Origin of the sequence: Tenacibaculum sp. Mcav3-52, from assembly GCF_022347665.1 — a bacterium.
In the GTDB taxonomy this organism is placed as follows: Bacteria; Bacteroidota; Bacteroidia; order Flavobacteriales; family Flavobacteriaceae; genus Polaribacter; species Polaribacter mesophilus.
Map to the genome: position 1 here is coordinate 732039 of NZ_JAKRGE010000001.1, position 24361 is coordinate 756399.

The 24361-nt window shown below is 32.7% G+C and carries 21 protein-coding genes; 10 read left to right on the top strand and 11 right to left on the bottom strand.

Annotation, left to right across the window (positions count from 1 at the left end; genetic code table 11):
* Positions 1-121 precede the first annotated feature (121 nt).
* Positions 122-1156, bottom strand: coding sequence for a class 1 fructose-bisphosphatase (gene fbp, locus MHM83_RS03435; RefSeq protein WP_159488919.1), 1035 nt, complete (start codon positions 1154-1156; stop codon positions 122-124).
* A 146-nt stretch (positions 1157-1302) separates the two neighbouring features.
* On the opposite strand from fbp, the gene MHM83_RS03440 reads away from it, so the two are divergent.
* From MHM83_RS03440 to MHM83_RS03450, 3 genes are read left to right on the top strand one after another with little or no spacing between them, the layout of a single operon-like run.
* Positions 1303-1785 (top strand): GNAT family N-acetyltransferase, encoded by a 483-nt coding sequence (locus MHM83_RS03440; protein ID WP_239178402.1) that lies wholly within the window; start codon positions 1303-1305, stop codon positions 1783-1785.
* The gene (locus tag MHM83_RS03445) at positions 1772-3025 is read left to right on the top strand and encodes an aspartate kinase (RefSeq protein ID WP_239178404.1); all 1254 of its coding nucleotides are present in this window, start codon (positions 1772-1774) and stop codon (positions 3023-3025) included. Before MHM83_RS03440 ends, MHM83_RS03445 begins: the two co-directional genes overlap by 14 nt.
* Before the next feature lie 51 nt (positions 3026-3076).
* Positions 3077-4885: a GNAT family N-acyltransferase gene (locus MHM83_RS03450; RefSeq protein WP_239178406.1), complete on the top strand. Its 1809-nt coding sequence runs from the start codon at positions 3077-3079 to the stop codon at positions 4883-4885.
* An 81-nt stretch (positions 4886-4966) separates the two neighbouring features.
* Here the strand turns inward: MHM83_RS03450 and rseP are convergent, their stop codons facing one another.
* Entirely contained in the window at positions 4967-6304 is a 1338-nt protein-coding gene (gene rseP / locus MHM83_RS03455; RefSeq protein ID WP_239178798.1) for an RIP metalloprotease RseP, read from the bottom strand.
* Positions 6305-6463: 159 nt separating this feature from the next.
* Between rseP and MHM83_RS03460 the strand changes: the two genes are divergently transcribed.
* The gene (locus tag MHM83_RS03460; RefSeq protein WP_239178408.1) at positions 6464-7141 is read left to right on the top strand and encodes an SCO family protein; all 678 of its coding nucleotides are present in this window, start codon (positions 6464-6466) and stop codon (positions 7139-7141) included.
* A gap of 104 nt (positions 7142-7245) precedes the next feature.
* On the opposite strand, the gene MHM83_RS03465 is transcribed toward MHM83_RS03460, so the two are convergent.
* Together MHM83_RS03465 and MHM83_RS03470 are read right to left on the bottom strand one after the other, a co-directional pair.
* Positions 7246-7587 carry an SdpI family protein gene (locus MHM83_RS03465; protein WP_239178410.1) on the bottom strand — a complete coding sequence of 114 codons (342 nt, stop codon included), beginning with the start codon at positions 7585-7587 and terminating at the stop codon, positions 7246-7248.
* A gap of 3 nt (positions 7588-7590) precedes the next feature.
* Entirely contained in the window at positions 7591-8916 is a 1326-nt protein-coding gene (locus MHM83_RS03470; RefSeq protein WP_047788202.1) for a serine hydrolase domain-containing protein, read from the bottom strand.
* 92 nt (positions 8917-9008) lie between these two features.
* Here MHM83_RS03470 and MHM83_RS03475 point away from each other — a divergent pair, with 92 nt between their 5' ends.
* Positions 9009-10220, top strand: a complete 1212-nt coding sequence (locus MHM83_RS03475) for an aminotransferase class V-fold PLP-dependent enzyme (RefSeq protein WP_159610763.1) — start codon at positions 9009-9011, stop codon at positions 10218-10220.
* Positions 10221-10289: 69 nt separating this feature from the next.
* Here MHM83_RS03475 and MHM83_RS03480 read toward each other — a convergent pair whose 3' ends face one another.
* Positions 10290-10991: a Bax inhibitor-1/YccA family protein gene (locus MHM83_RS03480; RefSeq protein ID WP_082118594.1), complete on the bottom strand. Its 702-nt coding sequence runs from the start codon at positions 10989-10991 to the stop codon at positions 10290-10292.
* Between the two features lie 407 nt (positions 10992-11398).
* On the opposite strand from MHM83_RS03480, the gene MHM83_RS03485 reads away from it, so the two are divergent.
* From MHM83_RS03485 to glpQ, 3 genes are all read left to right on the top strand, one after another.
* Positions 11399-12424, top strand: a complete 1026-nt coding sequence (locus MHM83_RS03485; protein ID WP_047788205.1) for a zinc metalloprotease — start codon at positions 11399-11401, stop codon at positions 12422-12424.
* Between the two features lie 108 nt (positions 12425-12532).
* Positions 12533-14026: a YfcC family protein gene (locus MHM83_RS03490; RefSeq protein ID WP_239178412.1), complete on the top strand. Its 1494-nt coding sequence runs from the start codon at positions 12533-12535 to the stop codon at positions 14024-14026.
* A 75-nt stretch (positions 14027-14101) separates the two neighbouring features.
* On the top strand, positions 14102-15007 hold the full coding sequence (gene glpQ / locus MHM83_RS03495) for a glycerophosphodiester phosphodiesterase (protein WP_239178414.1): 906 nt from the start codon (positions 14102-14104) through the stop codon (positions 15005-15007).
* On the opposite strand, the gene MHM83_RS03500 is transcribed toward glpQ, so the two are convergent.
* Positions 14997-16769, bottom strand: coding sequence for a chloride channel protein (locus tag MHM83_RS03500; protein ID WP_073182464.1), 1773 nt, complete (start codon positions 16767-16769; stop codon positions 14997-14999). The two genes, glpQ and MHM83_RS03500, sit on opposite strands and share 11 nt — an antisense overlap.
* A 192-nt stretch (positions 16770-16961) precedes the next feature.
* Positions 16962-18716, bottom strand: a complete 1755-nt coding sequence (gene aspS / locus MHM83_RS03505) for an aspartate--tRNA ligase (RefSeq protein ID WP_047788209.1) — start codon at positions 18714-18716, stop codon at positions 16962-16964.
* A 182-nt stretch (positions 18717-18898) separates the two neighbouring features.
* On the opposite strand from aspS, the gene MHM83_RS03510 reads away from it, so the two are divergent.
* On the top strand, positions 18899-19243 hold the full coding sequence (locus MHM83_RS03510) for a HopJ type III effector protein (protein ID WP_239178416.1): 345 nt from the start codon (positions 18899-18901) through the stop codon (positions 19241-19243).
* Here the strand turns inward: MHM83_RS03510 and MHM83_RS03515 are convergent.
* From MHM83_RS03515 to pheS, 3 genes are all read right to left on the bottom strand, one after another.
* Positions 19233-20603 carry an alanine/glycine:cation symporter family protein gene (locus MHM83_RS03515; RefSeq protein WP_073182466.1) on the bottom strand — a complete coding sequence of 457 codons (1371 nt, stop codon included), beginning with the start codon at positions 20601-20603 and terminating at the stop codon, positions 19233-19235. The genes MHM83_RS03510 and MHM83_RS03515 overlap by 11 nt on opposite strands.
* A gap of 89 nt (positions 20604-20692) precedes the next feature.
* A complete protein-coding gene (locus MHM83_RS03520) occupies positions 20693-21088 on the bottom strand; it encodes a hypothetical protein (protein ID WP_073182467.1) in 396 nt (131 codons plus the stop codon).
* A gap of 72 nt (positions 21089-21160) precedes the next feature.
* The gene (gene pheS / locus MHM83_RS03525; RefSeq protein ID WP_073182468.1) at positions 21161-22180 is read right to left on the bottom strand and encodes a phenylalanine--tRNA ligase subunit alpha; all 1020 of its coding nucleotides are present in this window, start codon (positions 22178-22180) and stop codon (positions 21161-21163) included.
* Positions 22181-22371: 191 nt separating this feature from the next.
* Between pheS and gdhA the strand changes: the two genes are divergently transcribed.
* On the top strand, positions 22372-23715 hold the full coding sequence (gdhA, locus tag MHM83_RS03530; RefSeq protein ID WP_047788213.1) for an NADP-specific glutamate dehydrogenase: 1344 nt from the start codon (positions 22372-22374) through the stop codon (positions 23713-23715).
* A 77-nt stretch (positions 23716-23792) separates the two neighbouring features.
* Here gdhA and MHM83_RS03535 read toward each other — a convergent pair whose 3' ends face one another.
* Positions 23793-24125 (bottom strand): hypothetical protein, encoded by a 333-nt coding sequence (locus tag MHM83_RS03535; RefSeq protein ID WP_125064411.1) that lies wholly within the window; start codon positions 24123-24125, stop codon positions 23793-23795.
* Positions 24126-24361 lie beyond the last annotated feature (236 nt).

Consider the following 24361-nt stretch of genomic DNA (forward strand, 5'->3'; position numbering starts at 1 on the left):
TATTTGTTTTTTAATAGATTAATTTTTTCGTTTTTCCGAATGTAAATTTAACCCAAAAAAATAAGGCAAACAACTGTTTGCCTTATGGATAATTTATTTGAGTATAAATAATAACTATTATTTAGTATATTGGTTTATCATCAGATGAAAATTTAGTCATAAACTCTTCCGCTTTTTCAACCATTTGTATACTTCCACAATAAAAAGGTACACGTTGGTGTAGTTCGGTTGGTTTAATATCTAAAATACGAGTAAACCCATCAGAAGCTTTACCACCTGCTTGCTCACAAATAAACGCCATAGGATTACATTCGTATAATAAACGTAACTTTCCTTTTGGTGTTATAGCAGTAGCAGGATAAATATATACACCACCTTTTATCATATTTCTATGAAAATCTGAAACTAACGAGCCAATATAACGTGCTGTATACGGACGGTTATCTGCTTCGTTTAATTCTTTACAGTGAATTAAGAAACGTTTCATTCCTTCTTGGAAATGTGTGAAATACCCTTCACTTACTGAGTAAATTCTACCAATTTCAGGGTAACTCATGTTTGGGTGCGATAAGTAAAAAGTACCAATAGCAGGATTTAACGTAAATCCATTCACTCCATTACCAGTAGTAAAAACTAACATAGTTGAGGTACCATAAGCTACATAACCTGCAGCTACTTGCTCGCTACCCTTTTGTAAAAAGTCTTCTTTAGTTACAGGGGTTCCAACAGGAGAAATTCTTCTGTAAATAGAAAAAATAGTTCCTACAGAAACATTTACATCAATGTTAGATGACCCATCTAAAGGATCCATTAACAACACATATTTATTTTCGTTGGCTTTGTTTTGACCTTCAACTACAACAAAGTCGTCTTCTTCTTCACTAGCAATACCACAAACAATTTCACGATTAATCAATGTTTGCTTAAATAAATCGTTCGCTAAAACATCTAGTTTTTGTTGTGCTTCACCTTGTACATTAATGTCACCAGCAGCTCCAGTAATATCAACCAATCCAGCTTTTCTAATTTCGTGGTTTACTACTTTAGCAGCTAAACGGATAGAATTTATTAAGCGAGATAATTCACCAGAAGAATATTTAAAGTCTTTTTGTTTGCTGATGATAAACTCACCCAGCGTCATATGCTTGTTACTCATGTCAAATTTTTGTGTTGTGCGTACAAAGATGCCAACTTTTATTTAGTATTTTAAAATTTTCAACAAAAAAATATGATGTGTTTTAATTTTTCATTTGTTTTATCAGAAAGTTTTAAGAGAAGTATCTTTACCAAAAAAAGTAAGAAATGAGTTTTATTATCAGACCTGGAGAGCAAAAAGATGCTCAAGCTATATTAGATTTAATCGTCGAATTAGCTGTTTTTGAGAAGGAACCCAACGCGGTTAAAATTACGGTAGAAGACATTGTTAAAGATGGTTTTTCTGAAAAACCGAAGTTTAAAACCTTTGTAGCTGAAGAAGATAATAAGATTATAGGTATGGCGTTGTTTTATGAACGCTATTCTACATGGAAAGGAAAAGCAATTCATTTAGAAGATCTCATGGTAACGCAATCTAAAAGAGGTATTGGAGCCGGAAAAGCATTGTATAGTGCTGTTATGAATTATGCACATGAAAACAATTGTAAAAGAGTGGCGTGGGAAGTATTAGATTGGAATACAGGGGCTGTTGATTTTTACAAAAGTACAGGCGCAACGGTATATGATGAGTGGAGAGTATGTCATATGAATGAACAAAGCTTAGAACAATTTTGTAATGAGAATATTTAAGTTTGGAGGAGCATCGGTAAAAGATGCGAATGGAGTAAAAAATGTTGCAAAAGTATTGCAACATGAAGGTACAGAAAATACGTTGGTTGTAATTTCTGCCATGGGAAAAATGACCAACGCTTTTGAGCAGGTGGTTAATGATTATTTCTATAAAAAAGAAAGTCTTAAAGATTCTTTGAGTTTTGTAGAAGGCTTTCATCAAAATATGTTGAACAATTTGTTCAGCACAAACCATGAAGTATATAATAAAGTAAATCATTTGTTTGGTGAATTGAGTGGTTTTATGGCTCGAAATACATCCAAAGATTATAACTACGTATACGATCAAATGGTTGGTTTTGGAGAGTTATTATCTACCACTATAGTAAGTGCTTATTTATCTGAAATAGGAGTAGAGAACCAATGGTTAGATGTAAGAGAGTACATAAAAACTGACGGTACTTATCGTGATGCTAAAATTAATTGGGAGCAGACACAACAACAAATTCAAGAAAAAGTAGATGTATCTAAATTAAATATTACACAAGGATTTTTAGGAGGGTTTGGTACAGAAACAACAACGTTAGGAAGAGAAGGATCTGATTATACCGCAGGTATTTTTGCCTATTGTTTGGATGCTGATAGTGTTACTATTTGGAAAGATGTACAAGGAGTATTAAATGCAGACCCTAGAGTGTTTTCAGAAACAGCTTTGTTACAAGAAATTTCGTATACTGAAGCTATTGAAATGGCTTTTTATGGAGCTTCGGTAATTCACCCAAAAACAATTCAACCTTTAGAACAAAAGAACATCCCATTATATGTGCGTTCGTTTGAAGATGTTACAAAATTAGGAACATGTGTTGGGAGAGGGAAAAAAATAACACCAGAAGTTCCTTGTTTTATCGTAAAGAAAAATCAAATTTTAGTAGCAATTTCAGCAAAAGATTTCTCTTTTATGGTAGAAGATAATATTAGTGATGTTTTTAAGAAGTTACACGACTATAATTTAAAAGTAAACTTAATTCAAAATTCAGCGATCAGTTTTTCTGTTTGTATAGAAGATAAGTACAATAATTTTGAGAATTTTTACAACGATTTAAAAGGGGCTTATAGAATAAGAGCTTATAAGGATACTACTTTATACACAATTCGTCATTTTAATGATGAAGCGATAAAAACGATAAGAAAACGAGGAAAATCAATCATTCGTCAAATAAATACTGAAACTGCACAGTTAGTGATTCAAGAAAACATGTAAAGCTTGCAAAAAATCGATTATATTTGCAGTTATGTCAATTGATAACTATGTATGGGATTAGTAACACCTAAAGAAGTTGCAAAAGCAATAGGAGCCGACAAGTTCGGCGTTTTCGGAACGTTTTCAGGTTGGTTGCTGATGAAAGTTTTGCGAATTTCTACCGCCAATGAAATTTATAACAAGCACAAGCACAAAAAAGATTTACCTTTTTTAAATGGTTTGCTTGATGAGTTTCAAATAGAGTTTGAAATTCCTGAAGAAGACTTAAAACGTATTCCTAAAGAAGGACCTTTTATAACAATTTCTAACCATCCGCTTGGAGGGATAGATGGTATTTTATTATTAAAACTCTTATTAGAGCACAGAGCTGATTACAAGATTATAGCGAACTTTTTATTGCACAGAATAGAGCCTTTAAAGCCTTATGTAATGCCAGTAAATCCTTTTGAGAATCATAAGGATGCTAAATCGAGTGTAGCAGGAATTAAAAATGCCTTATTACATTTAAGAGAAGGAAAGCCGTTAGGGCTTTTTCCAGCAGGAGAAGTATCTACGTATCGTGATGGAAAATTAATGGTTGATAAAGAATGGGAGCAAGGGGCTGTACGCTTGATAAAAAAAGCGAAAGTACCTGTTATTCCTATTTACTTTCACGCTAAAAATAGTCAGTTGTTTTACACATTGTCTAAGATTAGTGATACGCTAAGAACTGCAAAGCTTCCGTCAGAATTATTATCTCAGAAAAATAGAGTTATCAAAGTAAGAATTGGTAAACCAATTTCAGTAAAAGACCAAGATTCATTTACTGAAATACCTGATTTTTACCAGTTTTTACGTAGAAAAACGTATATGTTGGCGAATCCGTATGAGAAAGCATCTCCGAAAATATTGTCAACACACAATTTAAAAATTCCGAAGAAAGCCAAAAAAATCACTTCTCAAAAATCACCAGAGTTATTTGTAAAAGAAGTTGACGCTTTACGAGAAAAAGGAAGTAGATTATTACAGAGTAAGAACTACGAGGTGTTTTTTGCAAGTGCAAAAGAGATACCAAATATTTTACATGAAATAGGGCGCTTACGTGAAATTACCTTTAGAGAAGTAGGAGAAGGAACAAATAAACCTATTGATTTAGATAGGTTTGATAAATATTATCACCACTTATTTTTATGGGATGACCAACAAAACAGATTGGTTGGAGCCTATAGAATGGGCTTAGGAAAAGATATTTTTAAGAAACACGGAATAAATGGTTTTTATATTCAAACATTATTTAGAATAGAGCCAGAATTATACCCTATGATGGAAAAAACCATTGAAATGGGACGTGCCTTTATTATTAAAGAATATCAACAAAAACCAATGCCATTATTTTTATTGTGGAAAGGGATTGTACATGTTACATTACGTTACCCAGAACATAAATATTTAATGGGAGGAGTAAGCATAAGTAATCAGTTTTCTGAATTCTCAAAATCGTTAATGATTGAGTTTATGAAGTCACATTATTACGATCCGTATGTGGCACAATACATTCGTCCGAAGAAAGAATTTAAAGTAAAATTAAAAGATGCTGATAAAGACTTTGTGTTTGATGCTACTGAGGCAGACATGCAAAAGTTTGATAAAATTATTGACGAGCTTGAGCCAGGAGAATTACGTATTCCGGTATTAATTAAAAAGTATGTGAAGCAAAATGCACGTTTAGTTGCGTTTAACGTAGATCCTAAGTTTAATAACGCAATTGATGGGTTAATGTATATTAAGGTAGCAGATATACCAGAAAGCACCGTAAAACCTGTTATGGAAGAATTTCAAGAAGAATTAGAACGTCGCGCAGCAGAGAATTTAAATAAGTAGAAGCCAAGTTAAAAATAGCATAAACTAAAAAAGCATCGTACTACTCAGTACGATGCTTTTTTAGTTTGTATTGCTTATAGGTTATTTGAATAACCTAAATATATCGTTTCCGTTGGCAAATAATAATAAGGCAATTAATAAGATAAATCCTGTAATTTGAGCATATTCTAAGAACTTATCACCTGGTTTTTTACCAGTAATCATTTCCCATAAGGTAAATACCACGTGACCACCGTCTAAGGCAGGAATTGGTAGTAAATTCATAAACCCTAACATGATAGATAAGAATGCGGTGATACTCCAAAATGCTTGCCAGCTCCAAGTAGCAGGGAAAATTTTTCCTATTGAGATGAAACCTCCAATACTTGTTGCTCCTTTTTTAGTGAAAACATATTTAAATTGAGTAATATAATCCTTTAGAGTCCAGTAAGCTTTTGAGCTACCAACAGAAAGAGCCTCAGCAAATGAATAGTTTTTATGATTAACTTCCAGTGAGTTTTTATACAACTCTTCATCAACCTCTGGGGCAACTCCTATTTTCTTTTCTTGATCTTCACTAAAACTAACAAGTATTTCTTTCTGTTCACCATTTCTCTCAATCAACAAAGAAAGTTTGTTAGAAGATGATTGAATTAGTTTAGTGAATTCTTCCCAGTACTCAACATTTTTTCCGTTAACAGCAAGAATTCTATCATTATTTTGAATTCCCAAACTATCAGCTAACATATTTGGAGCAACTAATCCGATTACTGGTTTTATCCTTCTCTCGGTAAAAGGAGTCATATCTCCTTTTTCCCACATAATCTCTCCAATGTTTTCGGGTAAATTTATAGTTTTAGTTGTACCGTTTTCACGAAGAACATCAATACTTTTTACATCTCTTAAAAAAAGATGCTTATTAATATCTAGGACATTTTTTGGTGCTTCTCCATTTATTTTTAAAATTTTGTCTCCTGTTTTAAATCCATATTCTTTAAAATAATCAGATACAGCAAAACCATTTTTCACTCCTTCAGGTTTTACGTAATTATCTCCCCAGTAAGCAGTGATACATACGTAAATGAACCACCCCAAAATAAAGTTTACAATAACACCACCTAACATAATAATTAAACGTTGCCATGCAGGTTTAGAACGAAATTCCCAAGGTTGCGCAGGTTTTTGCATTTGTTCAGTATCCATGCTCTCATCAATCATTCCCGCAATCTTCACATAACCTCCTAACGGAATCCAACCAATACCATAAACAGTTTCTCCTACTTTCTTTTTAAATAAAGAGAATTTATAATCGAAAAACAGATAGAATTTTTCTACTCGGGTTTTGAATAATTTGGCAGGAATAAAGTGTCCTAATTCGTGCAAAACGATTAAGAGCGATAAGCTTAAAATAAACTGTGATGCTTTTATTAAAATCTCCATAAATGGTGTTCGTCTAAATTTAAAATCTGACAAATGTACGTTTTTAACAACAGTTGTAAAAGTTTGCACGTAAGTTAGCCTTTGGTTTTAACAAAGTTTTTAGGATAGTGGTTTATAAACGCTGTTTTTAGTCGTATTTTTGTAGAAAATTTTAGTACTGTGGATATTAAATTCTTTAAAAAATCAAAAAGCACCTTAATTTTTATTTTAGTTTTTTGTGCTATTGGAGTTCCTGTTTTTTATCATTTGGTAAAAGTTGATAACAAACTGCCTATTTATAACCCTGCTGATATTAACCCTAAATTGGTGGATGCTTCTGTAAGAAACAGAACAAAAAACCATAGAGTAGGTGAGTTTAGCTTAATTAACCAGAATGGAGATACGATTACGAATGCTGATTATAAAGGAAAGATTTATATAGCCGATTTCTTTTTTACCCGTTGTCAAACTATTTGTATTGCGATGGCGTATAATATGAGTGAGTTGCAAGAGCATTATAAAAATGATGACGACATCATGTTTTTATCACACTCCGTGACTCCAGTAATGGATAGCGTTCCACAATTACGAAAGTATGCAACTGAAAAAGGGGTGATTGATGGAAAATGGAATGTAACAACAGGAGAAAAGAAACATATTTACAACTTAGCACGTAAACACTATTTTGCTGTATTGGATGAAGGAGATGGCGGAGAAAGCGATTGGGTTCACACAGAGAATTTTGTGTTAATTGATAAAGAAGGACGCATAAGAGGTTCGTATGATGGAACTAAAAAAGAAAATATGCAGAAAATTATTGATGATATTACACTGCTTAAAGAAGAGTATAAAAAGTAATTTGTAGAGGAGGTTTCTACAAAAGACACATATGAGTTGAAAAAAAGACCTTGATGTTTTTACAAAAACATCAAGGTCTTTTGGTTAAAACGTCTTGATGAGTTTTACTTCCTATTTCCATCCCCATCAAAGTTCTTATTTATTTCTTGTTCGGTTTTAACAACAGATACGGCTAATGATAATAACATAATTGCCATAGGTTGCCATGTTAATTCTTTTGATATAAAGGCTAAAACCAACGAAGCAACCAAAGAAACTGCTGAATACTTCATAAACTCTTTAGTGAAAAAAGCATTAGCAAATTGCCAAATAGTATCATTTTTCATAGTTTTATTAGTACGATACCCATAAATAGCATTGATTTTTTTAGGAGGGAAAAAATGAAAAATAATACTGAATAAAAAAAGCAATCCGTTTATAGAAAGCACATAATAAAATGGATTCATGGTTTAATTTTTAATAGAATTTATAATTCCTTTTAACAAGGTATTTACGTCTGCGTTTTTGGTAAGTCCTGTACGAACTACAACCAAATCTTGACTAGGCAAAATAAATACATTTTGACCTTTATATCCGTTAAAAGAAAACATATTTTTTGGAGCATCAGGATAACGCCCACCAGCATTTAACCAAATTTGTGCCCCATACCAACCATCAGAAGTTGGAGTAGGCGTTGTAGCGTAGTTTACCCAGTCTTTATCAAACAAATGTTCTCCGTTCCACTCTCCGTTATGTAAGTATAACAAACCAAGTTTAGCCCAATCTCTTGCCGTTGCCCAGGCGTATGAAGAGCCTACAAAGTGGTTACTCATATCCGTTTCAACAATCATTGAGTTCATGCCTATTTTATCAATCAAACCACTATACCAAAAATCAAGATACTCTTGGTGTGTGTTGAATTTTGTTCGTAAAATACCCGATAACAAATTAGACGTTCCAGAAGAATAATTCCAAGTTTCGTTTGGTTTTCCTACCAATGGTTTGTTTACTTGAACTTTGGTCATGTCTTTTTCTAAAAACAACATTTTAGTAACATCAGAAATGGTATTATAATCTTCTTCCCATTCCAAACCGGAATTCATTTGTAATAAATTATGAATTGTAATGTTTTTACGGTCGTCATTTTTCCATTCAGAAAATAAGTTGTCTTCTTGAACATCAACTTTCCCTTGACATTTTAAAATCCCGAACAATGTTCCTGTAATACTTTTGGTCATAGACCAACCTAACTGCTTCGATTCTTTGGTAAAACCAGTATCATATTTTTCAAAAATAATCTTGTCTTTATATACCACTACTACTGAGCGTGTTTGATTTCTATCATTAAAAATAGTATCAATAGTTTCGTTTAGTTTTGTATAATCAATGTTAGCAAAAATAGTGTCTTTATGATCTGCATTTCCATAAGGAAAAGGAGTGATATTATCAGGTTTTGAACGTTTTGGAGTAAGTTGAGGTTTGGTAACATCAAAATCATCTGTAACTAAAACAGCACCAAGACCTTTTCTGTATACAGCTTTTCTTTTTAGCAATCCGTACACTGAACCTGTAGCTGACTTTTCTTCTGTATTAATTTTATCAGAAGTAATATTTATAGGAGAAAAATTATTGTCATTTGCATCGGTAAAAGCTAAACTTCTTTCTGCTAGAAATACTGAAGAAGCGGTATTTTTGGCGGAGTATCCTGCCAAAATATTTAACTTCGGATAGTTGTAAAAAACAGCAATTGTTAAAGCAATTAAAACGAGTAAAAGAATTCTTTTTAAATTTTTCATGGAATGGGTTTCTAGCAAATGTAAGAATTTAATTGTTTGATGTTTGTATTTAAAACGCAAGCCCTACCTTTGTACTAAATTTGATATTTTATATGTTTAGTATAGATAAAATTCGCGCTGATTTTCCTATTTTACAAAGAGAAGTACATGGAAAAAAATTAGTGTATTTAGATAACGGAGCAACTTCACAAACACCACAGGTAGTAATTGACACTATTGTAGATTATTACTCTAATTACAATGCAAATATTCATAGAGGTGTACATACATTAAGTCAGGAAGCAACTGATAAGTATGAGGAAGCCAGAATTAAGATTCAAAAACATTTCAATGCGAAGCATTCGTATGAAATTATTTTAACTTCAGGAACAACACATGGAGTTAATATTGTAGCATCTGGTTTCGCGTCTATTTTACAAGAAGGAGATGAAATAATTGTTTCAGCTTTAGAGCATCATTCTAACATTGTGCCTTGGCAAATGTTATGTGAAAAAACAGGAGCTATTTTAAAAGTAATTCCGATGGATGAAGATGGTTCTTTACGCATGGATATATACCATGAATTGTTGAACCCAAAAACAAAATTAGTTTTTTGTAATCATGTATCTAATGCATTAGGAACAATTAATCCAATAAAAGAAATTATTCATGCTGCACACAAATTTGGTGCTTATGTGTTGATTGATGGTGCACAAGCAGTACCGCACATAAAACCAGATGTACAAGCATTAGATGCCGATTTTTATGTGGCTTCGGCTCATAAAATGTGTGGGCCAACAGGTGTTGGAATGCTATATGGTAAAGAAGAATTGTTGCAATTATTACCACCATACCAAGGGGGTGGAGAAATGATTGAAACTGTAACTTTTGAAAAAACTACGTATGCAGGATTACCTCATAAGTTTGAAGCAGGAACACCTAATATTTGCGGAGGTATTGCTTTTGGAGTTGCTGTGGATTATATGAATTCAGTTGGTTTTGACAACATAGAAAAGCAAGAAAACGAACTGTTATCGTACGGAACCCAAGAATTAGAAAAAATAGATGGATTAAAAATCTATGGAACAACTAACAAAACATCTGTTATCTCTTTTAATTTAGAAGGAATACACCCGTATGATGTTGGAGCTATTTTAGATAAGTTAGGTGTTGCTGTTCGTACAGGTCACCATTGTGCACAACCTATTATGGATTTTTATTGTATTCCAGGAACAGTGAGAGCTTCTTTTTCTTTTTATAATACCAAAGAAGAAGTTGATGTATTGGTAAACGCAGTTAAGAAAGCGCAAATGATGTTAAGTTAGAAGAATTTAGCATAAGAATATAAAAAAGCCTCCATTTGGAGGCTTTTTTAGTTTATAATAGTTTTTTTACTAATCTCTTGACATAAATATTTGTAATACATACCAGAATAATAGCATTAAAGAAGCAAATAAGCCTAATGCTGCAGGAATGTAATCATCCGTAGAAAACTTGTGAACTAAGTTAGATGTTTGGTATAAAATAGAACCAGCTGCTAACACACACATTCCAACAGAAAACCACAAACCTAAATTAAATCCGAATAAAGCACCAGCTATTATTAATCCGATAGCGATAAAGAATCCAACAGATAATCCAGCTCTAATAAAAGAAAAATCCTTTTTAGTAATAAAAACGATTGATGAAATTCCAACAAACAATGCTAACGTAACAATTCCTGCTTGTTTTATAACATCAAAATTATTGGTATAAGAAATAGCAATGTAAATTAAAGGGATAAAAATAAATGCTTCAGCAAAGATATACCCTGAATATGCTAAGTATTGTAAGTTTTTGTCAGAAGTTTTTAAGGCAGTACTTTCTGCATAGTTTGTAATTAACATAAAACCACCCAGTAACAATAACCATTTATAACCTTGGGTCATTGATAAGGCAAATTCTACAATCGTAGCACTTTGTAAAAATAAATATTCAAACAAAACAAACAATAATACGCCACCAGCAACGTGCGCATAGGTTTTTTTGTAAAAAGCAATTCTGTCAGTTTCTGATACTTGTGCAACAAGCACTTTTGGTTCAAATGAGTTTTCCATAATTAATTTTTTAAATACGATGTAAAGATATGTTTTTTAGGTGATTTTAAATTTATCTTTCCATGTTGTAGAAAATACAATTTGAGTGTGTTAAAAATGTCGTATTTAAAATTTTTATTGTTTAAAATTGACGTTTTTTTATTGTTTTTGTTAAATTTTAACATTCTAAGATTGTTAGGATAAGGGTGTTCCCAAGTGATAAAACCTAATAAATTAACTTTTTTTTAACTTTTATTTAGCGTTTAAAAAAAATCATATATTGCATATCGTTAAAAAACCCTTCAAATAACTATCAAATTTACAGGTATTTAACAAATTAATTGATGATACCTTTTTTTTGAGTTTTTTAACAAGTTATTGCCTTATGGGCAGTTTTATCAATAACTAATTTTTTAATTATTCACAACATGAAAAGAATTTTTTTAACACTAGCTGTAGCAGCCTCATTTTTAGTAGGATGTCAGGAAAACTCTAAAGACGAAGCTTTAGACCCTCAAGAATCAATTGATATGAGTGACTTTTATGTAGAAACAGAAGAAGTTTCTCATAGAGGAGGGTCAGAACAATGCCACTCAATGAGAGTTTTAAACAGGCAAGTAAAAGAAAACCCAGGGTTATACAAAAAAATGTATGATATTGAGTATGCTACAAGAAAAATAACAACAAAGAAAGGTAAACCAGGGGGAGGAAGTACTGGAGGAGATGTAGATGTAGCTCCAATAGAAGATGGTTTAGGAACTATTAATATTCCTGTATATGTACATATTGTTTTACCAAACTCTAATAGTGTTACAAATTCTCAAATTCAAGCACAAATGAATGTATTGAATGACGACTTTAGTAATCCAAATACAAATCAACTTCCTTCAGGGGCTTCGGATTTTATCAACGATGCAACTGATACAGGAATCCAGTTTACATTAGCAGGCACTTTTAGGCATGATGACTCTAGGTCATCTTGGGGAACGAACGATGCTGTTAAGGCTGCTTATCCTCCAATTACACCAGAAACACACTTAAATGTTTGGGTATGTGAAATAGGAGGAGGTATCTTAGGATATGCTCAATTTCCAGGAGGTTCTTTATCTACAGATGGTGTAGTGTTATTAGCAGGAACTTTACCAGGAGGGTCTTCTGCTCCATATAATATGGGAAGAACTGCAACCCATGAAGTTGGTCATTACTTAAATTTACGTCACATTTGGGGAGACGGAAGATGTCGTCAAGACGATTTCGTAGCTGATACTCCATCTTCTGATGCCTCAAACTACGGATGTCCAACGTATCCAGATGTTAGCTGTAAATCTGCTGATATGACAATGAACTATATGGATTATACAAACGATGCTTGTATGTATATGTTTACTGATGGTCAGCGTAACAGAATGAGAGCTTTATTTGCTTCAGGAGGAGCGAGGTCTTCTATGATATAAGTTTAATAAGTCTTTTTTTAAGACGTTCTCAATAATTATTTTAAAACCAAGAGATGTACATCTCTTGGTTTTTTTTACTTTTATGCGGATAAATAATAACTTTTTATTTTGAAAAACATTAAATTCCCAACTCCGCATACTATCTTATTATTAATTGCAGGGTTGGTAGCTATTTTAACATGGTTTGTACCAGCAGGTAAGTTTGACACGTTACAGTATCAGAAAAACAATAATTCATTTACGTATTTACACTTAGAAGAAGAGAAAACAATACAGGCAAGTCAAGAAACATTAGAAAGCTTAGGAATTAAAATTCCATTAGAAAAGTTTATCAACGGTGATATCGCAAAACCAATCAGTGTACCAGGAACGTATACTCAGCTAGATCCAAAACCACAGGGTTTTTTAGACTTTTTTAAATCGCCAATAAAAGGAATCATTCAATCGTCAGATATTATTTTATTTGTCCTGATTTTAGGAGGAATTATAGGAATAATGAATTTCACAGGTGCTTTTGATGCTGGAATAGCTTGGTTAGCAAAAACATTGAAAGGAAAAGAGTACTGGCTTATATTTGTGGTAACAACCTTAATAGCTGTAGGAGGTACAACTTTTGGGTTGGCAGAAGAAACCATTGCCTTTTATCCAATACTAATTCCCATATTTTTAGCGGCAAAATACGATGCTATAGTAGCTTTAGCTTGTGTGTATATTGGGTCGTCGATTGGTACAATGTGTTCAACGGTAAACCCGTTTAGTGTTATTATTGCTTCAGATGCAGCAGGAATTAATTGGACTACTGGCTTTACAGGGAGGTTGTTAATGTTAATTGGAGGAATTATCATTTGTGTAATTTATATTTTACGTTATGCAAACAAAGTTCAAAAAGATCCAACAAAATCCATTATTTACGATCAAAAAGAAATGATTGAAAGTCTTTTTGGCAGCTCAACATCAAGTACACATAGCTTAACAGGTAGACTACGAATTATATTAACCATTTTTACCATGTGTTTTGTAATTATGATTTATGGAGTATCTCGTTTAGGATGGTGGTTTGAAGAAATGACCGTGGTGTTTTTAATAGGTGCTATTTTAATAGGTTTTCTAGCTAAGATGAAAGAAGAAAACTTTGTAAACACGTTTATTAAAGGAGCTGGAGATTTATTAGGAGTTGCTTTTATTATCGGTATTGCACGAGGAGTTTCCGTATTAATGGAACAAGGTTTAATAAGCGACACTATTTTACAACACGCAAGCGAGTTTACTACAGGAATGTCTAAAGGAATTTTTACCAACGTAATGTTATTCATTTATTCAGGACTATCATTTTTTATTCCAAGTTCATCAGGAATGGCAGTATTAACGATGCCCATCATGTCTCCGTTGGCAGATACTGTTGGTGTTGGTAGAGAAGTTATTGTAAATACCTATCAATATGGTATGGGTTTGTTTGCTTTTATCAACCCAACAGGCTTAATTTTGGCATCTTTAGCCATTGTGAAAGTAGGATATGATAAATGGTTAAAGTTTGTAATTCCGTTAGTAATTATCTTAACAATTTTTACAATGCTAGTTTTAACCGCCCAAGTATACTTGTAAATAATGAAACAAATTTATGCGCTGTTTTTCTTGATATTTTTCTTCGGATGCAAGCCAGAAACTAAACTGACCAATATGAAAGAGAAAGTTGTAATCGCTCATCGAGGAGCCTCAGGATACTTACCAGAACACACGATGGAAGCCAAAGCCATGGCATACGCAATGAATCCTGACTATATAGAACAAGATTTAGTATTGAGTAAAGATAACATTCCAATTGTGATTCATGATATTTATTTGGATGATGTTACTGATGTTGCTGAAAAATATCCAGAAAAAAAACGAGAAGATGAACGTTTTTATGTAATTGATTTTACGTTTGGAGAATTACAAAAACTAAATGTAACAGAACGTTTTAATCCGAAAACAGGAGAACAAGTGTACCCGAATCGATTTCCGAAGGGGAGAGGCAACTTTAAATTACACTCTTTACAAGAGGAAATAGAGCTAATTCAAGGACTAAATGCTTCCACAGGAAAAAATATCGGAATTTATCCAGAAATTAAAAACCCAGCATTTCATCATAAAAATGGAAAAGATATTGCTAAAATTTCGTTGGATATCCTTTCAAGCTATGGCTACAAAACAACGAACGATAAATGTATGTTTCAATGTTTTGATGCGAAAGAATTGGAAAGAATTCGAAAAGAATTGAAGTCCGAACTATTCTTAGTACAATTAATTGAGTTCCCTGAAGAAACCAAAGAATTAGTACATTTCGCATCGTATGCAGACGGGTTGGGACCTTGGTACAAGCAAATTTTAGATAAAAAAGTAAGAGAGAAGTGGCAGTTTACAACACTAGTTAAAGATGCTCATAAACTAGGATTACAAGTACATCCATATACTTTTAGAGCAGATCAATTGGGTGAGTTTTCTTCTTTTGAAGAAATGATGCAAGTACTGTTTCTTGAAGCAAATGTTGATGGCGGTTTTACCGATTTTCCAGATAAAATGGTTCAGTTTTTAGCTACACAGTAACCTCTAACAATTTTTTTCTATATACTGAAAGTAGTTTTGATTTAGAAATAAAACCAATGTACACTCTGTTTTTTACCACGGGTAAATTCCATGCGCCACTTTCTTTAAATTTTTGCATGACTTTTTCAGTGGTGTCATTATAAAAAATAATTGCTGGAGCAATTTTCATAATATCTCTTACCTTCGTAGTTTCATATAATTCTTGATTAAACATCATAGGGCGGATATCATCTAATAAAACAATCCCCATAAACTTATCTTCATTATCAACCACAGGAAAAATATTACGTTTTGATTTGGCAACTGCTTTTTTTAGCATATCTCCAAGACTCATTTCAGGATGAATTTTCACAAAGTTTTTTTCAATAATTTGACTCGTTTTCATCATCATCATCACATTTTTATCTTTGTTATGCGTAATTAACTCGCCACGTTCTGCTAGTTCAATTGTATAAATAGAATTTGATACAAAATACTTGGTAATAGCATAGGAAACAGCAGAAACAAGCATTAATGGAACAAATAAATCATAACCTCCAGTTATTTCAGCAATTAAGAAAATAGCCGTTAAAGGTGCGTGTAAAACACCAGCCATTAAGCCCGTCATACCAATCAATGTGAAGTTAGTTTCTGAGACATCAAACCCGAATTGATTGATAATTTTAGCAGTAACATTTCCCAAAGCACTTCCCATAACGAGTGTAGGGATAAAAATACCACCAACTCCGCCAGCAGCAAAAGTAGTAGTCATGGCAATTACTTTAAAAACACCAATAATTAACAGAAAAATAATAACCATCCAAACATTATTAAAATCAATGTTGTAATGAATATTCTTAAGAGCGGCACTGGCATTTTCAGACAATAAATTGTTGATAATTCCATAACCTTCACCAAATAAAGGAGGAATTAAAAACAGCATTATACCAATGGCAATTCCACCAAATACTAATCGTTTAAAAGGAGTGTATTTTTTGAAAAAATTAATAATTCTAAAATAGATTTTAGAAAAATATACAGAAGAAAACCCTGTAAAAATAGCCAAGGCTATGTAAAAGATAAGATCGTTAATTTCAAAAGCATCTTGTAGTTGTACACTAAATAATACATCTTTTCCTAAAAAGAAATAAGAAGTAATCACCGCTGAAACCGATGCTAATAATAAAGGAACTAAAGATGCAAAAGCAAGATCCAAACTAAAAATTTCCACTGCAAAAATGATAGCAGCAATAGGAGCTTTGAACATTGAAGACATCGCACCAGCGGTAGCACAACCAATTAGCAGCATACGAGTTCTCATATTCATATGAAAAAGCCTAGCAACACCAGAGCCTAAGGCAGCACCAGTACTTACAGCAGGGCCTTGTAGCCCTACAGAACCTCCAAAACCTACAGTTATAGGAGCGGTAATTAATGAAGCATAAATTTTATAACGTTCAATAATTCCATTCTTTTTAGAAATAGATTGTAAAGTAGTAGAAATACCATGATCAATATCTTTTCTAATTAGATATTTTTTAATGTAATACACTAAAAATAACCCGATGATAGGAAAAATAAAGTATAATGAATGATGATAATCTTTAATAAGTCCATCTTCTAAAATACGATGGAAGTAAAAAGTAAGGTTCTTAAGAATTAAGGTACCAATACCTGCTAAAAACCCTACTAAAATGCTTAAAACATATACAAACTGTCGTTCAGAGATATGTTTGTATCTCCAAATTAATATTTTTTTATAAGCTTCTTTAGATGTAGGCATTGTGTTCTAGATGCTTAGTTAATTTTTTAAAAGCTAAATATGAATAATTAAAGATATAATTTATTAAGAAAAGTTGTAGGTTTTTATAAAAAAGAAAAATCCCATTCTAATTCTAGAACGGGATTTTTTATTGGTTATTACGAAGTAAATTGTATTCGATGTGGTAACCCTCTTGTTTTGTAACAAGGTAGACTACCCTTTAATATCTAGTTTAATGCTCAATTCTTGTAATTGCTCATCGTCTATAGTTGCAGGAGCATCAATCATTACATCGCGTCCTGAGTTGTTTTTAGGGAAAGCAATAAAATCACGAATGGTTTCTTGACCTCCTAAAATAGCTACCAAACGATCTAAACCGAAAGCTAAACCTCCGTGAGGTGGTGCTCCGTATTCAAAAGCATCCATTAAGAATCCAAACTGAGCTTTTGCCTCTTCTTCGGTAAATCCTAAATGCTTAAACATGATAGCTTGTGTTTCTTTATCATGAATTCTAATAGATCCTCCACCAATTTCGTTTCCATTTAACACTAAATCATAAGCGTTTGCTTTTACAGCTCCTGGATCAGTATCTAATAATGCTAACTGACCTGGTTTTGGAGAAGTAAATGGGTGGTGCATTGCGTGGTAGTGACCTGTTTCTTCATCTAACTCTAATAATGGGAAATCGATTACCCATAACGGAGCAAACTCGTTTGGTTTACGCAAACCTAAACGTTCTGCTAGTTCCATACGTAACGCACTTAATTGCGCGCGAACTTTGTTAGTATTTCCTGAAAGGATACAGATTAAATCTCCAGCCTTCGCTCCTGTAGCTTCAGCCCATTTAGCTAAATCTTCTTGGTCGTAGAACTTGTCTACCGATGATTTAAAGCTTCCATCTTCGTTACATTTCACATATACCATTCCTAAAGCTCCTACTTGCGGACGCTTTACCCAATCGATTAATTTATCAATTTCTTTACGAGTGTATGAAGCTCCTCCTGGTACAGCAATTCCTACTACTAATTCTGCTGAATTAAATACTTTGAAATCTTTGTGCTGTGCTACTTCGTTTAACTCACCAAACTCCATTCCGAAACGAATATCTGGCTTGTCGTTACCATATTTACGCATGGCTTCATCAAACGTAATTCTTGGGAATTTGTCTACTTCAACTCCGTTGATTTCTTTTAATAAATGACGCGTCATTCCTTCAAAAATCTCTAAAATATCTTCTTGCTCAACAAACGCCATTTCGCAGTCTATCTGTGTAAACTCTGGTTGACGGTCGGCACGTAAATCTTCATCTCTAAAACACTTTACAATTTGGAAGTATTTATCCATACCACCTACCATTAACAACTGTTTAAAGGTTTGTGGTGATTGTGGTAAGGCATAAAACTGACCAGCATTCATACGAGAAGGTACTAAGAAATCTCGTGCTCCTTCTGGAGTGGATTTGATTAAATATGGAGTTTCCACATCAATAAATCCTTTGTCAGATAAATATTTACGAACTTCCATCGATACTTTATGACGGAAGACTAAGCTGTTTTTAACTGGGTTACGACGAATATCTAAATAACGATATTTCATACGTAAATCTTCACCACCATCCGTTTCATCTTCTATTGTAAAAGGTGGTAATTTAGCTTCGTTTAAAATTTCTAAACTAGATACTAAAACCTCTACATCACCTGTTGGAATATTTGCGTTTTTAGATTGACGCTCAATAACTTTTCCAGTAACTTGTACTACAAACTCACGCCCTAAAGTTTTTGCCTTCTCCATTAAGTCTTTAGAAGTGCGTTCCTCGTCGAAGATTAACTGTGTAATTCCGTAACGGTCACGTAAATCTACCCAAATCATAAAACCCTTATCACGTGATTTTTGTACCCATCCAGAAAGGGTAACTTCAGTATTAATGTGCGATGCTCTTAACTCACCACAAGTATGCGTTCTGTACATTTTTAAAAATTTTATTCTCGCATAGCGAGATTTCTTACAAATTTGTCATTCCGAACTTGTTTCGGAATCTAGAAATTTTTGCTGTGCAAATTTAACTATAAATGTTAGTTTGTAAAAAATTACCACGACTTAGTTTTTATGACTTTAAATCATTTGTTTTGCAGTATAAAAACCTTTTTCAAATGACATTAGACGTATTTAAACAAACCATACAAAACACACCAAAAAAAGTTGAGTTTTCTGACACTATTTCGGTAATTGAAAGCCTGTATAGTTTCACTCCTACTGCCTTTAAAAATGGAAGTTTATACAACGAAGCTGAAAAAAATCAAGGTTCGTGTAAAATATTTTCGTTTGCTATACAGCAGGGATTTAGTAAAGAAGAAACCTTAGCGTGTTTTGGAAAGTATTATTTTGAAGATGTGTTATGTAATCCAGAAGGAACAGATCATCAAAATATTAGAAACTTTATAAAAACAGGTTTTGAAGGCTTGCTTTTTGAAGGAGAGCCCTTGGCTAAACATTAAAAGCTCCTCTTTTTAACTTCTGAAAATACTTAGCAGCTTCTCTCTTTACTTTTGGCGCTAAAATTAGTGTTGAAAGCACAGTAGGAATTGCCATTAAAGCATACGCACTGTCAATTAGGTTAATAACAAAGTCTAATTTTATAATAGAAGCAATTACAATAGTAATGATGTAAATATAATTGTATGATTTTCCAATCTTGGTGTTAGTTAAAAAGCTTAAACAACTCAATCCATAAAAAGAGTAGGTGAACAGTGTTGAGAAAGCAAATATTAATACACAAATGGTTAAAATAATACTTCCAATCTTGTAAGGAAGTACCGCATCAAATGCAGCCAGTGTCATAGAAATTCCATTACCTTCAAAGTTTTCCCAAACTCCTGAGGCTAAAATGGCTAATGCAGTTAAAGAACAAACTAACAAGGTGTCAATAGCAGGCCCCAGCATAGCGACTAATCCTTCACGGATTGGTTCTTTGGTTTTTGCAGTCCCATGCATCATAGGTGCAGTACCTAAGCCAGCTTCGTTAGAAAAAGCAGCACGTTTTACTCCAGTGATTATCAAAACCCCTAAAGCACCACCTAAAACAGATTTTCCTGAAAAAGCATCCTCAAAAATTAAAGAAAAAATAGATGGAACTTGCTCTAATCGCAAAAATAAAATGGTTAAAACAGTAAGTAAATAAATCACAACCATTATAGGAACTAATTTTCCTGCAACACTACCAATTCGTTTAATTCCACCAAAAATAACCATGGCCACTATAATAGCAGTAGAAATACCTAATAGTAATTTAGCTGTAAAATGGCTGGATTCTTGTATTTGAAAAACATCTACTAAGGTTTGTGTTAGTTGGTTGGCCTGAAATGCAGGTAGTGTACCTATCAATCCAGCTGCTGAGAAGAATAGTGCTAAAGGTTTCCATTTTTTTCCTAAACCCTCAGTAATTACATACATAGGCCCTCCTTTTACGTTTCCGTTTTCATCTTTTCCGCGATACATTACTGATAAGCTACAGGTGAAAAATTTGGTAGCCATACCTACAAAAGCACTAATCCACATCCAAAAAATAGCACCCGGACCACCTGTTGCAATAGCAATGGCAACACCACTAATATTTCCCATTCCTACCGTAGCTGCAATAGCAGATGATAAGGCTTCGTAATGTGATAAATCTCCAGGAGAGTCTACTTTGTCATATTTTCCTCTTAAAATAGCAATAGCATGACCAATGTACCTGAACGGAATTAACCCTGAATAGATAAAAAGGTATAATCCACCACCAATTAATAAAATTAGTAAGGGAATTCCCCATACCCAAGAAGAAAATTGAGCAATTGAGTCTTGAATGTTTAAAAACATGAAATAGGATTTTTACGAAAGTACTAAAAAGTGATAGTAAAAAAAGAACGATAGCTGTGATTTAACAACTATCGTTCTTTTGTGAATTTTTATTTACAAACAATTCCTTTTTTTCCTAAGAATTCAATGTCTCTTAAAAAGCCTTTTTGAATGGTTTCTGCTTGAAAAATAAAAGTTTTATCATGTAGTCTGTTGTCTTCAAAAAATGTTACCTGAAAACGGTTGTCTAAATCGAACAATTCAGGTTGCATTAATTCAAACTTTTGATAACTATTTGCAGGAAGAGTATCTATTTTTCTTCTGAAAATAGAAGTAGTTTTAGTATCTGAAAATCCTTGTGAAACAATTACGACCATTTCTAAATCAACATCTTTTCTGTTTAGAATGTATACATTCCAATCCTCTTTACCATCAATTTCATTAGTTTCTAAAACTACTGCGATTTCTACACCTGTTACTTTAGGGATTTCAATATCTTTTCTCATTGAAAACTTTTTAAAATGGAAAGACGAAAGTTTAACGCTTTCGTCTTTTATTTTTTGAATTTATCTTTAAAATTAAATTACAGATTTAAACTGTTCTAAGAAACGTTTGTCATTTTCATAGAACATACGAATATCTGGAATTTGGTATAATAACATTGCAATACGTTCAATACCCATTCCGAAAGCATAACCACTATATTTTGTAGGGTCGATATTACAGTTCTTTAAAACATTAGGATCTACCATACCGCATCCCATAATTTCTAACCAACCAGTTCCTTTGGTAATTCTGTAATCGGTTTCAGTTTCTAATCCCCAGTAAATGTCTACTTCTGCACTTGGCTCAGTAAATGGGAAGTACGACGGACGTAAACGTATTTTAGATTTACCAAACATTTCTTTGGTAAAGTATAATAAGGTTTGTTTTAAATCGGCAAAAGAAACGTCAGTATCTATATATAACCCTTCTACTTGGTGGAAAATACAGTGTGCACGTGCTGAAATATCTTCGTTTCTAAACACACGTCCTGGAGAAATTGTACGAATTGGAGGTTCGTTGTTTTCCATATAACGCACCTGAACTGATGAGGTATGTGTTCTTAGTAATGTGTCAGGATTCTTTTCAATAAAGAAAGTATCTTGCATATCACGTGCCGGGTGATATTCTGGTAAATTTAAAGCAGTAAAGTTGTGCCAATCATCTTCAATTTCTGGTCCTTCAGAAACAGTAAAACCAATACGGTTAAATACTTCTATAATTTGATTCTTTACTAAAGAAATCGGGTGTCGAGAACCTAAGTTGATTGGTTCAGATGGACGCGTTAAATCACCATAAACACCTTTTTCCTCAACAGCATTCTCAATAGCCTCTTTTAAAGAATTTACTTTATCTTCAGCTGAAGTTTTAAGTAAATTTATGGTTTGCCCAAATTCTTTCTTTTGGTCGTTAGGTACATTTTTAAATTCAGTAAATAAATCTTTTAAAATTCCTTTACTTCCTAAATATTTAATTCTAAATGTTTCAATTTCTTCTTTTGAAGTGGTATTAAAAGCTTTTACCTCTTCAATCAATTCTTTTACCTTGTCTAACATAATCTTTCCAAAAGTTAAGGTGCAAATTTACGTTTTTTTGTCTAAAAAAAAGGACTTTTAATAGGGTTTGCATAAACACCAATAAAATAAGGGAAATAAACGGTAAAATAGAAATTAACGAATAGTAAAATAATTATATTTGCATAGTAAAATTGTTAATATTATAAAATAACAGAACAACAACTAAGTTTATGGAATCTAACATACAAGCATTTATGGATTACGTAAAAGAACGTAATGCATACGAACCAGAGTTTTTGCAAGCTGTACATGAAGTAGCAGAAACAGTAATTCCGTTTATAGAAAATAATCCAAAATATCAGGGTAAGAAATTACTAGAGCGTATGGTTGAACCTGAACGTACTATTATGTTTAGAGTGCCTTGGGTTGATGATAACGGAGAAACTCAAGTAAACAGAGGATATAGAGTTGAGTTTAACTCAGCAATTGGTCCTTATAAAGGAGGGTTACGTTTTCATCCTTCAGTAAACTTATCAATCTTAAAATTTTTAGGATTTGAGCAAGTTTTCAAAAACTCATTAACAACCTTACCAATGGGTGGTGGTAAAGGAGGATCTGACTTTAACCCTAAAGGAAAGTCTGACCGTGAAGTAATGGCTTTTTGTCAATCATTTATGACAGAGTTAGCACGTCATATTGGACCTGATACTGATGTTCCTGCTGGAGATATTGGTGTTGGAGGTCGTGAAATTGGTTACATGTTTGGTCAATACAAGCGTTTACGTAACGAATTTACTGGAGTATTAACTGGTAAAGGAGCTTCTTGGGGAGGTTCATTAATCCGTCCTGAAGCTACAGGTTATGGTGATGTTTACTTTGCAGAAAACATGTTAAAAACCAAAGGAGATTCTTTCGAGGGTAAAACTGTAGTTGTTTCTGGTTCTGGTAACGTAGCGCAATATGCTACTGAAAAAGCAACTCAATTAGGAGCTAAAGTGGTTACTTTATCTGATTCATCAGGTTATATCTATGATGAAGACGGTATTGATGCTGAAAAATTAGCTTTTGTACAAGAGTTAAAGAATGTAAAACGTGGAAGAATCCATGAATACGTAGAAAAATACCCATCAGCAAAATTCTTCAAAGGTGAAAGACCTTGGGGAACTAAGTGTGATGTGGCTTTGCCATGTGCAACTCAAAATGAGTTAAATGGAGATGAAGCAAAAGTATTAGTTGATAATGGATGTATTTGTGTTGCAGAAGGAGCAAACATGCCATCTACTCCAGAAGCTATTGAAGTATTCCAAAATGCAAAAATCTTATTTGCACCAGGTAAAGCTTCAAATGCAGGAGGTGTAGCAACATCTGGATTAGAAATGTCTCAAAACTCTTTACGTTTGTCTTGGACTCGTGAAGAAGTAGATAGCAAGTTACATTCTATTATGAATAATATTCACGAAGCTTGTGTAAAATATGGTACACAAGAAGGTGGGTATGTTGATTATGTAAAAGGAGCAAATATTGCTGGTTTTGTTAAGGTTGCTGATGCAATGTTGGATCAAGGAGCGGTATAATTTTATAGATAATAACATTAAAGCCTCATAGAAATATTTCTATGAGGCTTTTTTATTAGGGGATAATCGGTAAGTAATTACTTACTACTACTTTTCTGTATAGTTAAAGGCATTTTATAAATATGGTTTTTTAACTTAAATTCATTATTTATAAACTTATAATTTAATCTGCTTTTTACATAGTGACAAACTTGTTCAGTATCACAGTTAACATTCAAAATAACTATTTCTCCGTTTTTGTTTATTAAAAATTCTACGGTAGTTTTTACTTCTTTATCTAGAACAAAGTTAGGGTTACCTAATAGTTCAACGATTTTTGTTCTAATTTTCTCTTTTGCAGGATTTTCGTTTGTTGAAAAAACTGAAGTACTCATTAGAGTGACGAACATTAATACAAATAACTTTTTCATTTTTAGAGTTTTAGGGTTTGTTTTAAGTTTGTTTTAAGTTTGTTTGTTAAAATTTAACACTGTAAAAGTATTGTAAATGAGGCTTTTAATTGGATGTTGGTAATTAATAAAATATTGTTTTAAAGTAAAATAAATAAGCGTCTTATAACTGTTTTACAAATAATTAATATTGAATATATTTCTTTTTTTAAGTTTCTTTTTTGATGAATTTTAAACAGTTTAGTGATTTTTATTAA